This window comes from Helicobacter burdigaliensis, assembly GCF_003670295.1.
Taxonomy (GTDB): Bacteria; Campylobacterota; Campylobacteria; order Campylobacterales; family Helicobacteraceae; genus Helicobacter_D; species Helicobacter_D burdigaliensis.
Genome location: NZ_QXJG01000016.1, coordinates 1 through 12,810, shown reverse-complemented (window position 1 = coordinate 12,810; position 12,810 = coordinate 1). Strand labels below are relative to the sequence as shown.

At 34.1% G+C, this 12,810-nt stretch carries 11 protein-coding genes; 2 read left to right on the top strand and 9 right to left on the bottom strand.

Annotated elements, in window-relative coordinates:
- The 9 genes from EBF09_RS06575 to EBF09_RS06535 all read right to left on the bottom strand — a co-directional run bounded on the left by EBF09_RS06575 (position 1) and on the right by EBF09_RS06535 (position 11,087).
- Complete coding sequence (locus EBF09_RS06575; protein ID WP_121764337.1) at positions 1–600, bottom strand: hypothetical protein; 600 nt, start codon at positions 598–600, stop codon at positions 1–3.
- Between the two features lie 24 nt (positions 601–624).
- The gene (gene hsdR, locus EBF09_RS06570; protein ID WP_408609811.1) at positions 625–2,955 is read right to left on the bottom strand and encodes an EcoAI/FtnUII family type I restriction enzme subunit R; all 2,331 of its coding nucleotides are present in this window, start codon (positions 2,953–2,955) and stop codon (positions 625–627) included.
- Positions 2,956–3,226: 271 nt separating this feature from the next.
- Positions 3,227–5,794 (bottom strand): alanine--tRNA ligase, encoded by a 2,568-nt coding sequence (alaS, locus tag EBF09_RS06565; protein ID WP_121764335.1) that lies wholly within the window; start codon positions 5,792–5,794, stop codon positions 3,227–3,229.
- A 99-nt stretch (positions 5,795–5,893) separates the two neighbouring features.
- Positions 5,894–7,003 (bottom strand): succinyl-diaminopimelate desuccinylase, encoded by a 1,110-nt coding sequence (gene dapE / locus EBF09_RS06560; RefSeq protein ID WP_121764334.1) that lies wholly within the window; start codon positions 7,001–7,003, stop codon positions 5,894–5,896.
- A gap of 2 nt (positions 7,004–7,005) precedes the next feature.
- A complete protein-coding gene (gene cmoA, locus EBF09_RS06555; protein ID WP_198672557.1) occupies positions 7,006–7,716 on the bottom strand; it encodes a carboxy-S-adenosyl-L-methionine synthase CmoA in 711 nt (236 codons plus the stop codon).
- Entirely contained in the window at positions 7,706–8,578 is an 873-nt protein-coding gene (locus EBF09_RS06550) for a bifunctional riboflavin kinase/FAD synthetase (protein ID WP_121764332.1), read from the bottom strand. The genes cmoA and EBF09_RS06550 overlap by 11 nt, the downstream gene beginning before the upstream one ends.
- Positions 8,544–9,260, bottom strand: coding sequence for a 23S rRNA (cytidine-2'-O)-methyltransferase TlyA (tlyA, locus tag EBF09_RS06545; RefSeq protein WP_121764331.1), 717 nt, complete (start codon positions 9,258–9,260; stop codon positions 8,544–8,546). Before tlyA ends, EBF09_RS06550 begins: the two co-directional genes overlap by 35 nt.
- On the bottom strand, positions 9,247–9,765 hold the full coding sequence (locus EBF09_RS06540; RefSeq protein WP_121764330.1) for a hypothetical protein: 519 nt from the start codon (positions 9,763–9,765) through the stop codon (positions 9,247–9,249). The genes tlyA and EBF09_RS06540 overlap by 14 nt, the downstream gene beginning before the upstream one ends.
- Positions 9,762–11,087 carry a UDP-glucose dehydrogenase family protein gene (locus EBF09_RS06535; RefSeq protein WP_121764329.1) on the bottom strand — a complete coding sequence of 442 codons (1,326 nt, stop codon included), beginning with the start codon at positions 11,085–11,087 and terminating at the stop codon, positions 9,762–9,764. The genes EBF09_RS06540 and EBF09_RS06535 overlap by 4 nt, the downstream gene beginning before the upstream one ends.
- A 122-nt stretch (positions 11,088–11,209) precedes the next feature.
- On the opposite strand from EBF09_RS06535, the gene EBF09_RS06530 reads away from it, so the two are divergent.
- Complete coding sequence (locus EBF09_RS06530; protein ID WP_121764328.1) at positions 11,210–12,118, top strand: aspartate carbamoyltransferase catalytic subunit; 909 nt, start codon at positions 11,210–11,212, stop codon at positions 12,116–12,118.
- A 4-nt stretch (positions 12,119–12,122) separates the two neighbouring features.
- A complete protein-coding gene (locus EBF09_RS06525; RefSeq protein WP_121764327.1) occupies positions 12,123–12,737 on the top strand; it encodes a LysE family translocator in 615 nt (204 codons plus the stop codon).
- The last annotated feature ends 73 nt before the right edge of the window (positions 12,738–12,810 follow it).

The following is a 12,810-nucleotide window of genomic DNA, read 5'->3' as shown; positions in this document are numbered from 1 at the left end:
TTAAAATATTTTTATTATGGAAAAAATTTCTATAATTATAAAAATAAAAAAACATATAAATAACAGCACTATATAAAAAAGCGAATTTAAAAAGCACTTTTGTTTATTTAAAGTAATTAACGATAATACACAAATCTGATTTAGCAAATCATTAATAATTTTATCATTTTGAATTTTTTCTTTTTCTGCATCATCTTTTAAGTCTCTAACAATAATCTCCATTAATTCTTTGCTGTTAATTCTTGCCAAATCTTTAAAGAAATATATATTACATAGATTGGAGTTGTTTTGTATTTTTACAAAATACTTGTTGAATATGCGAACTAGAAAATTATATTTTTTCTCTTTATTGTTTAAAATTGGCTTAAAAGATAATAACAACTCAAAAGCAGCACATAACAACACTATTAGCATAAAAATTACAATCACCCTGATATCTACATAGCCATTATTTGATGATTGCAAAAACCTAACACCCATAACTATAAAAGCCACAACAAAGACTAATAAAATATTATTTTTAGCTTCCGCAAATTTTAGTTGTTCGAAGATATGCTTATGAATATCTAAAATTCTTGAATAAATCTCTTTATGCTCCATGTTTTCCCTTATAAAATATTTTCATCAAAGTAAATATATCTCCCTCTGTAATTCCTCTATACTACTTCTTAACATAGGGATTCCGCCAAAGTCCTCTGCTATCTCATATGCCTTACCAAGTGAGCTAAGCTCCAGCAGTCTGCCAAGATTGTTAAAATCATTAATCCCATGCTCTTCATAATATCCAAGCAAAAATTCTATAAGCTTTATCGCCCTTTCTTTATGGAATTTTGATAAAAAGCCACTATTTTTCACACTTAGCACCCGCTCACTGCGTGAGACTATCTCGCTATTAAAACTAATATGTGCCAAAATATCATAAATATCACAATCTTGTCTTTCAAAAATCTCTTTTAGATTCTCTAGCACCTCACTATCTATGCCTTCATTTGCAAGACTTTTTAAGAAAGCGTCTCTATTTTCTGCATTGCTCCACATCTCTTGCAATTTCTTTTCATTATTATAGAAGCCCCCAAGCTTACCGATTAAGAATTCTAAAAACTCCTTTGTGCCTAGCGGTTTGCCATCTCCTCCTATGTAGCGTGTCTCTATATCTAGCACTTTTAGCTTTGTGCCTTTTAGGTGGATTATTACCTTTTCTTTTGGAGTATCACTACCTTTACTACCACTTTTGCCCTCTTTTATAGGCTTAGAATCTTCCCTATCATCTCCGCTTATAACATTACTTTCCCCATCCCATTTTGGATCATAAAAGAGCTTTGTAACCCCAAAGAAATCTAAGATTGTAAAAAAGTCCTTACCCTCATAGATTCTCGTGCCTCGTCCTATGATTTGCTTAAACTCTATCATCGAGCCTATATTTGCTAAAAGCACGATATTTCGCACATTTCTAGCATCTACGCCGGTTGTTAGCATTTTGGAGCTTGTAAGGATTACTGGATAGCTTTTGTCATTATCTTGAAATGCTTTTAGATAATTTAGCCCGATAACCCCCTCATCGCTTGTAACCCTCACACAATAATCATCTCTATTTATCTCCTTAAACTTATCAATAGCCACTTTTATCGCACTTGCATGGGCTTGATTAGCACAAAAGATGATTGTTTTATCCACAGGATTAATGAGTTCTAAAATCTTTTTAGCGATAAATTCATTATATTTTGGAAGCGTGATAGTGCGTTCAAACTCGCCTAGCTCATAATACTCTTTTTCTAGCTTTCCTTGCACCAAATCATCAGGATTGTGCGTATAACCATCATTTAAAGAGGTTATGATACGCTTGACTTTATAAGGAGTTAGAAAGCCATCTTCTATGCCACTTTTTAGGCTATATTCATACACCGAATTGCCAAAATATTTATAAGTATCTACATTATCACTTCGCTTTGGTGTGGCAGTAAGCCCCAAATGCACTGCACTTTTAAAATACTCTAGCACAGCCCTCCAGCTACCCTCATCATTTGCCCCACCTCTGTGGCACTCATCTATGATAATAAGATCAAAGAAGTCTTTAGGATACTGCAAATAAAACTTACTCTCTATCCTCTCTTGTGTGCTCCCTTTATCATCTTGCACCCCTTTTTCTTCTCTTTGGGATTTGTCCGCACTGCTTAAGCTTTGATAGATTCCAAAAAATACATCACCACTTGTAGGCACTCTGTCTCCATTTTTCTTTAGCTCCTCTGCACTGATTTTTTTACAATCACTTTCTATATAGTTAAACTCACTTAGAGCTTGATTACGCAAAGTGATACGATCACAAAGAAATAAAATCTTTGGCTTTCTATTAGCATTCTCTAGATTCCACCTAGCTTCAAGGAGGCGATAGCAAAGTGCAAAGGCTATGGCAGTCTTACCTGTGCCAGTAGCTAGAGTGAGTAAGATTCTATTTTTATTATTAATTAGGGCTTGCACCACTCTATCTACTGCGATTTTTTGATAATAACGCAATTCTTTTTGTGGGATTTGGTATTCTCTTTGGGTTAAAAGCTTGTGTTGCCACTCTAGTAGATTCCCAAAAGTCCTAGCAAATAAAATCTCTGGATTTGGGAACTCATCTATATATTCACCCCTTGAATGTAGCATATCATATTCAAAAATCTTATCTCCATTTGTCGCATAGACAAAGCGAATATTTAAGATTTTGGCATATTCTATGGCTTGAGAAAGCCCAGAGAGAGAATCTTTATAAAGACTTTTAGCTTCAATGATAGCCAGATTATTATTTTGAAAGCTAAGCAGGTAATCTGCCTTTTTTGCTTGTCCTCTTTTATTACCCAGTAGCTTTCTACCATCAGTAAAATAATATTCTCTTCTTATATGTCCAATCCACCCTGCACTATGTAGCTTGACATCAATAAAATCTGCTCTAGTATCTGCTTCCCCTAAAGGCATAATTTTCTCCATAACTTTTTTAAATTATAATAATTTTTTATATTTTTGTCTATATTGATCCATTCTTAAGAGCAAATCCAAAAAATACAATCCGATAAAATCCTTAAATATATTTTTATATTTATTTTTACTCTAATAACCCCATCTTGTATTTTGCGTATTGTCTAGTATAAAAAATGCAAATCTCGCTCTAGCGCCATTATTTTACAAGCTTATGCTTTGTCTAGCTATATGAAAGCCAAAAATGGCTCTCCTTAGATAAATTAAGTCCCTAACTAAGATTTTCAATAAAAAAATCTTTTGCTCTTTTTAAAGCTTCTTCTATTTTATTTAAATCCTTTCCACCTGCTGTGGCAAAATCATCACGCCCACCGCCATTTCCTCCCATAACCTGCGCTACCTCTTTTGCCCAACTTCCTGCTTTAATAGGCACATTTTTCACACCCGCTGCGATTTTACCCTCATGATTAATAAGTAAGATTGCAAGCTTTTGATGCTGATTTTTAAACACATCAATACATTCTTTTATATTATCCATATCTGTTTGGCTAATTACTAGGCTAATCCCTTGAAAATCCTCAATCTTTAATGTATTTGTATTGATATTTTCCTTGCCACTCTTATCTTTTGCATTTTTTAGCTGCTCTTTTAATTTTGTAATTCCTTGGATTAAATCCTGTGCTTTTAGCAACTCTTTTGCTTGTGCGTTTTGTAAAACTGCATTTTTACCATAGAGATACCCAGCCTTTCCACAAACCGCTTCAATCCTCCTTACTCCGCTACTTACACCACTTTCTTTTATGATATAAAAGCTTCCAATATGGGCTGTATTTTCCACATGAATACCCCCACAAAGCTCAATAGAATCTCCAAAAGAAACCACACGCACAACCTCTCCATATTTCTCACCAAAAAGCGCCATTGCTCCTTTAGCTCTAGCCTCATCAATCCCCATTTGTTCTGTGATTTGACTATGTGCTTTTAAAATCTCTTCATTCACACACATTTCTATTTTTTCTAGCTCTTCTTTGGAGAGTGGCTTTGGGTGAGAAAAATCAAAACGCAACCTATTTGCCTCTACCAAACTTCCTGCTTGTGCGATATGCCCTCCTAAAATCTCTCGTAAAGCCTTATGCAAAAGATGTGTCGCACTATGATGCTTTGCAATCTCAAAGCGTTCCCCATCCACTTCACTTTGCACTTGCATACCACATTTTAATGTCGCTTGTGTGCTAATTTTAGAAATATTAAGCCCAAAATACTTCTTGGTATCCACCACTTTTGCTATTTCTTTTCCCTCAAAGCTTAAAATCCCTTTATCACCGATAGGTCCCCCACTCTCTGGATAAAAAGGAGTAAAATCCAAAAACACATACCCCTCTATTCCACTCTTAAGCTCCTCTACTCTTTTAAAATTGCTATCTAAAAGTGCTAAAATCTTAGAATTTTCTTGCATTTTGGTATATCCCACAAAGGAATTTTCCCCAAAAGCACTTAATAGCTCTTTAAAATCCCCTTCCTTTTGTGCTTCTTGGCTTCCTTTCCAGTTTGCCCTTGCTAAATCTTTTTGCTTTTGCATACATTCTTCAAACCCATCTAAATCAAGTGCAATCCCACTTTCTCTTAGCATATCTTGGGTTAAATCAAGCGGAAACCCATAAGTATCATAAAGCCTAAAAGCAACCTCTCCACTAAAGCTTCCTTTGCCTTTTTCGCTCTTTAGCTTAGAAATCTCTTTATTAAAAAGATTCATACCATTTTCTATGGTTTCAAAAAATCTCTCTTCCTCATTTTTACATTGCATTAAAATAGCGTTTTTCTTCTCTAATAAATACGCATAATGCTCCCCCATATTCTCACATACTTTTTCTATTACTTGATACAAAAAGGGTTTTCTAAGCCCTAGTAAATATCCATGTCTAATCGCACGCCTTAAAATTCTGCGTAATACATAGCCCCTACCCTCTTTATCAAAATTTACCCCTTGTGCGAGTAAAAATGCTACCGCTCTAGCATGATCTGCAATCACCCTAAAACTCGCACCACTTTCATAAATGTATTTTACCCCTGTGATCTCTTCAACTTTTTTGATAAGTGGCATAAAAAGTGAGGAATCAAAATTACTTCTTTTTCCCTCTAGCAGTGCCATTACACGCTCTAGCCCCATTCCTGTATCAATGCTAGGCTTAGGCAGTGGCGTTAGCTTCCCACTTTCATCTCTTTCATACTGCATAAAAACAAGATTCCAAATCTCTAAAAATCTATCGCCATCGCCCCCAAAATAATCTTCACTAGAATTAAAAAATTCCTCGCCTTGATCTACAAAGATTTCACTACATGGCCCACAAGGTCCTGTATCTCCCATCTGCCAAAAGTTATCTTTATCCCCCATTCTTTTAATTCTGCTTGGATCAATATGCGCACACCATAGATTAAACGCCTCATCATCACTTTCATGCACAGTTACATAAAGCACCTCTTTGCTAAAGCCTAAAACTTCTGTTACAAACTCCCACGCATAAGCAATAGCTTCTTTTTTAAAATATGCTCCAAAACTAAAATTTCCAAGCATTTCAAAAAGAGTATGGTGTCTTGAAGTGTAGCCCACATTTTCTAAATCATTATGCTTACCACCTGCACGGATACATAGTTGTGAGCTTGTAGCGATATTGGGTGTAGGCACAGGGATTTTACCTGTGAAAATGTCCTTAAACTGCACCATTCCCGCATTTGTAAAAAGCAAGCTCGCATCATCTGGCACTAGAGGCATAGAGGGATAAATCTTATGCCCCTTATTTTTAAAAAATTCTAAATATAAGGCTCTTACATCTTTTTTCATTTATTTACCTTCATTAAAAAATTTCACAATTCTACTTTTTTTATCTAAAATCACGCCTTAAGAAAAGCCTAAAACACTATAAGCTTTTAAAAAAACTTTCTAAAACTTCTCTAAAAGCTCTTTAAAACATTGCTTAAGTGCAGTTATCTCACTCATTTTAACGCATTCATTAAGAGAATGGATTTTATCATTTACCACCCCGCATTCTATTACTTCTACTCCAAATTCAGCAAAATATCTCGCATCGCTTGTGCCTCCACCTGTGCTTAAAGCAGGTAAAAATCCATTGATTTGTTTCAAAGCTTCTTGCATTTTTAGTGCAATTTTACTTTCTTTATTTGTTAAAAAGGGTTTGGAACTTTGCTTTAGCTCTAGTTTATGGGGAATATCTTTTAAAATAGTCGCAAAATGCCTTTTCACATCTTCTAAAGTCGTGCTTGGGGAATTTCTAATATTAAACATAATTTTCACTTCATTGGGTGTAACATTTACAACTTCCATTCCTCCACGAATATCCGTAATCACAATCTTACTAGGCTCAAACCCACAACTCCCCTCATCTAAATTAAATCCCGAAATTTTAGGCAAGACTTGTGCTAAAAAATCAAGCGGATTAATGCATTTACTAGGATAGGCTACATGCCCTTGCTTCCCTAAAATCTTTAAAACCCCATTAATAGAACCCCTACGCCCTATTTTTATCATATCGCCAAACTCTTTTAAGCTTGTAGGTTCTGCTACAATTGCAAAATGTGGCAAAAAATCTTGCTTTTTTAACTCTTCTAAGACATATTTTGTGCCATAGATCGCCTCTCCCTCTTCATCACTTGTAAGCAAAATAGAAAGGATTTTAAAATCACCTTTTTTTTCAAGCTCACAAACTGCACTTAAAAACGCTGCCACGCCCCCTTTCATATCTTGTGTGCCTCTACCATAAATATATCCTTCTTTTACAAGCGGGATAAAAGGATCACTCTCCCAACCCTCACCTGCTGGCACCACATCAATATGCCCTGCAAAGCAAAGATGATGATTGCTTTTGCTCTCTTTAAACTCTTTATACAAAAAAAGATTCTTTATGCCATTTTTATGAAACTCTTTTACCTTAAAAGAAGGCAAAATTTCTTTTACAAATTCATAAATACCGCACTCTTGTGGAGTGATTGTGGGGTAACTTATTAACTTTTTTAAAATCTCTATTTCATTCATTTTCATTCCTTAAAAGCTATAAATGTAGCAAAATTTACCCATCTAAAAAGAGTTTCTATATGATAAAATCCACAATTTTGCAACATTTTTCTATTTTCTTCTTCTGTATAGGGGATAAGCACATTTTCTAATGCTTCTCTTTTTTTACTAATCTCAAACTCACTATAACCTTGCTTTTTCTTGCTCTCTAAATAATAAGAAATCATTTTAAAATCAAGCGTCTTGTTTTCGCTAATCACCTTTTCTGAAAAAATAAAAACTCCCTTATTATTTAGTGCGTTATAAATCTTTTGCACCAGTTTTTCTCTCTGCATTGGGCGGATAAATTGTAAAGTGTAATTAGAAATAATCACATCACTTTGTGGAAAATCCTCACTCACAATATCCCCACAAATAAGCTTTGCTTCCATTCCATAAGCATCAAGCTTTTTTCTCGCATATTCTAACATACTTTTAGAATTATCCATTCCATATAAATTTAGCTTTTTGTTCGCTCTTGAAGCAAGAGCTAAAAGCATAGCACCTGTAGAAGTCCCCAAATCCAATACTACACTATTTTCTTTTGCATAGCTAAGTGCAAAATCCGCACTAAGCTCTAAAACTTCCTTATAAAAAGGCACAGAACGACTTATCATATCATCAAAAACACCCGCGACACGCTCATCAAATTCAAATTGCTTTTCTAATGGATTTGTAAAGACTTTATCCATGATTTACCTTTAAAATTTTATAGGCTTTTGCAATATCTTCTGCAATTTGAGCCTTTAGCTCTTTTAAATCTTCAAATTTTTGATTTTCTCTAATCTTTTTAACAAAATAAAATCCCGCTTCTTTTTCATTCACTTCTATCTCTTCACCTAGCAAATGCCCTTCAATCGCAAAGCTCTTATCTGTGCTTACACGATTGCCTAAAAAAATAACAGAAGGGTATTTTTTGCTCTCTTTGCTTTGTTTGCCTAACTGGACAAATCCCGCATAAACCCCCTCTTGAGGGAGAATAAATCCATCATTTTCTAAATTAATTGTCGCATAAAGCTCCCTTTTTCCTAAACCCTGTCCTTTAATAATCTTCCCTCTAATCTCATAATCTCTACCTAGCAATTTATTAGCTTGTTTTAAATTTCCATTAATCAGCAATTCTTTAATTAAACCACTATGAACAGAAAGCTTCTTATAAAACACCTCATCTACTACAATCACCCTTCCTTCAAAACTGCTTTGTAAATCAAAAGTATAATAATACCTATTTTTTCCAAATCTAAAATCATAGCCCACAATGATTGTATTTAGGTTTGGCAAAACTTCTTTTAAAAAGCAAACAAATTCCCTATCATTCTTTTCTCTTACCACTTCTAAATTCAAATGATAAATAGGAAAATTAGAATAAAAATCCCTATATTGTTTAGGCAAAAGTCCTCCATTATCTTTTTCAATACATAAAATCGCACCCCCCTCTTTTAGCTCTTTAAAAAGCTCTTGATGCGCCCTATGCATTCCATCAAACTTCCCTAATGCTATATTTGTAATCCTACTAGCTTCTTTATAATCTTTTAGCAGCGATAAAAAACTCCTCATTGCCTTCCTTGCCTTTCACTTTGGATTTTTCTACAAATCTAATTTTAAAACCAATTTGCTCTAATTGCTTTAAAATTAGTTCTAATTTTGCTTGTATTTTTTGCTCCTCTTGCACCACACCTTTTTTGTTGCGTTTAGCCTCTTTTCCTACTTCAAATTGAGGTTTAAAGAGCAAAATCAGCCAAGAAGCAGCAAATTTTTGCAAACTAGTTAGAATCTGCTCTAATGAGATAAAAGACACATCACACACTACCACTTCAAAATTTTCATTGGTTATAAAATCTCTAATATCCATTTTTTCATGCAACTCTACTTTTTCATTCTCTTTTAAGCTTGTGTGGAGCTGATCTTTTCCCACATCTACACATACGATTCTTTTTGCACCTAGCTCTAATAAAACTTGCGTAAAACCCCCTGTGCTAGAGCCAACATCTAATGCCTTTTTGTCCTTTAGAGAGATAAAATCTTGCTTTTCTTTTAAAAAATAATAAAGTTTCTCTCCAGCCCTACTTACAAAAATCTTTTGTGCTTTTAACTCTATAAAGTCTTTTTGGCTCACTTCTAAAGAATTTTTATAGCACACTTTTCCATTTACAAAAACAAATCCCTTTAAAATAAATTCTTGAACTTTATTTCTTGAATCTAGCAAACCCCTTTTAAGACACTCTTTATCTAGTCGCATCCAATTTTGCCTTAAATCCAAAGCTCATTAGGTTTTCGCCATATTTTGGGTGAGAAAGTATCAAAACTAATCTATCTCTATCACGCTTATTTTGCATAGGAAATTTTACTAAATAATATTCCCCCCACCTTGTTGCATTCTCTTGCATAATAGGCTCTAATTCCTCTTTTTTAAGCATTTTAAATTCTAAAGGAGTATCCCCATTTGCTAATCTTAAAGAATAATGATTGTTTAAAAAGCCTTTTTCATCGCTATTATTTTTAGCATTTACCCCCTCATACACATCGATTAAAAAAACTTCCCCTTCTTCTTTTGGATATTTTTTTATATCATAAGCATTTAAATGCGTAGCCACAAGCACAATTTGCGTTCTATTTTCATATGTTAGCTCTGTTTTTCTTGTAGCTTGGACATAAGATTCTTGAGGTTTGCTAGGAGCAAGGGTAAATTTTGCTCCCTCACAACCCATAAAAAACAAAACTAAAAACCACAAAAAATTTTTCATTTTACTCCAATCCCATAATAAATTATTCCATTCTCCCTTAATTTTTCTCCATTGTATTGATTTCTACCATCAAAAATCACTGGATTTTTAAGTCGCATTTTAATTTCTTCAAAATCAGGACTTCTAAACTCTTTCCATTCTGTTACCAAAATCATCGCATCGCTATTTTCTAGGGTATCGTATTTATTTTTTTCATAACGCACATTAGGAATATCTTTTAAATAATACTTTTTAGCCTCCTCCATAGCTTTTGGATCATAAACCCTAAAACAAGCCCCTCTAGCTACTAACTCATTGATTAAAACAATAGAAGTTGCCTCTCTCATATCATCAGTTTCAGGCTTAAAGCTAAGCCCCCAAAGTGCAAAACATCTTGAGCTTAAATCCTCCCCAAAATGCTCTACAACCTTTTTAACAAGCACTTTTTTTTGCTCTTCATTTACTTTTTCTACTGCTTTGATGAGTTTTGCATTCACCCCTACATCTTCTGCACTTTTAATTAAAGCTCTCACATCTTTAGGAAAGCAGCTCCCCCCATAGCCACAACCCGCATAAATAAAGCTATATCCTATGCGTTTATCACTACCTATTCCTTTTCTTACATCGTTGATATTTGCCCCCACTCTCTCACAAATATTTGCCATTTCATTCATAAAACTTATTTTTGTGGCTAGCATCGCATTTGCTGCATATTTTGTCATCTCCGCACTTTTTATATCCATAAAGATAATTTTATCTCTATTTACGCTAAAAGGTGCATAAAGCTCACTTAAAAGCTCTTTTGCAAAAACATCATCCGCTCCTATTACAATCCTATCTGGCTTTAAAAAGTCATTTACCGCATCGCCCTCTTTTAAAAATTCAGGATTACTTGCTACGCTAAATTCTATATTTTCTCCCCTATTTTTTAATGCTTCTTGAATGATTTTTTTAACCTCTTGTGCGCTTCCCACAGGCACGGTGGATTTATTGACCACTAAAAGGGGTTTTTTGAAGTTTTTCCCTATCTCTTTTGCAGCATTAAACAAATACTCTAAGTTTGCCCCCCCATCTTCTTTTGTAGGAGTGCCAACTGCTAAAAACACAATAGAGCAGTTTTCTAAACCCTCTTTTAAATCCGTGCTAAAAAATAAATTTTGATTTTCTATATTATTTTGCACGATTTCTTCTAATCCGGGTTCATAAATAGGAATAATGCCCTTTTTTAATTTTTCAATTTTTTCTTTATCCACATCAATGCAATACACCCTATTACCCATCTCAGCAAAACAAGCACCACTCACTAATCCTACATAACCCGTCCCAACTACTGCTATATTCACATAAAAACCTTATTCAAAGAAGTATTTATCCTTAAAATTCTCTCTATTTAAAAGGGAACTTAAAGAAAATTAAATTTATAATTTTAGCATTTCTTCTTTAATCTAAGCAAAGGGATTAGCAAATGCCACGACATTTAATTGAAACAAGGGATTTTAACAAACAAGAAGTAGAACAAATCTTAGAAGTTGCGGAATCTTTTTTAGATGGAAAACCTAGAAACACCCTACAAGGACATACAATCATCACAATCTTTTTTGAAAATTCTACAAGAACTCTTTCTAGCTTTGAAGTTGCCACTAAAAGGCTAGGAGGAAGCGTGGTTAGGCTTGATGTAGGGCGTAGCTCCACTTCTAAGGGAGAAACACTCCTAGATACTGCTGCTAATTTAAACGCTATGATGCCAAGTGCCATCATCGTAAGGCACAAAAGTTCTGGAGTGCCAAATCTTCTATCCAAATATATTTCTTGCTCTATTGTAAATGGAGGCGATGGAGCACACGCACACCCCACACAAGCACTCCTAGATTTACTTACTCTAAAAAAGCATTTAGGGCATTTAGAAGGTAAAAAAATCGCAATTGTAGGAGATATTAGAAACTCAAGAGTAGCAAATAGCAATATTGAACTTTTAACGCGTTTTGGAATGGAAGTCATCTTAGTAGCTCCTCCGCATTTTGTCCCAAAAACTAGACTTAGACACCATATTTATTTAAAAGAAGTGATTGATGAAGTAGATGCGATTATGAGCTTACGCACCCAAACAGAACGCCACGACTTGCCTATTTATTCAAGTTTAAAAGATTATGCAGGAGATTATTGCATTACAAAAGAGCTTTTGGGAGATAGAAATATCATTCTCTTACACCCAGGACCTGTGCATAGAAATATTGACATTTCAGATTCTATGCTAAAAGATCCACGCTCTAAAGTACTAGAGCAAGTAACGCATGGGGTAGCCATTAGAATGGCTGTTTTACAAAAGCTTATCTTAGAAAACAAAGAAAGCACTAAAAACTTCCCTTATTTTTAAGTCTATGGAACTTTTAGCTTTATTTGCGGTGGGATTCATCACTGCAATTACACCCGGACCTGATATTTTGTTTGTGCTTAGAAACACACTTGCTTTAGGAGCTAGGGCTGGTATTTTATCTTTTTTAGGGATTTTTAGTGGCTGGATTATCTATCTTAGCTTAATCTATTTTGGATTTGCACATTTTTTAAGAGGTGCATTGATTGAGGGAATCTTAAGCTTGGTGGGCGGAATCTATCTAAGCTATATTGCCTATATACTTTATAAAAAGCCTAAAAATAAAATTGATTTTAACCACAAGACACATAAATCAAAAACGCTTTATTTTAAAGGATTATTTGTAAATCTCTCCAACCCCAAAGCAATTTTGTTTTTTATGCTCATTATCACTCCCTTTATTCAAAAAGACTTGGAACTTAGCCTTTCAGTGCTTTTAGTTAGCCTTTCTTTAGCATTTTTATGCATTATCTTTTTAGCACTCAACCTAAGAAGATTCATCACAAACACACTTTTTGATAAGATTGATAAGGTTTGTGTAGTGATTTTTTTTATCTTTGCTCTTTTGCTTTTTAGCGAAGCTTATCAATCCTTTTCTTCTTTGCCTTTTTACACATTCTAAAAAGAATCATCAAAATACCTAAAACAAATCTTAGACACTACTTATAGATTAATTTAAGCAAAAAATAAGGGGG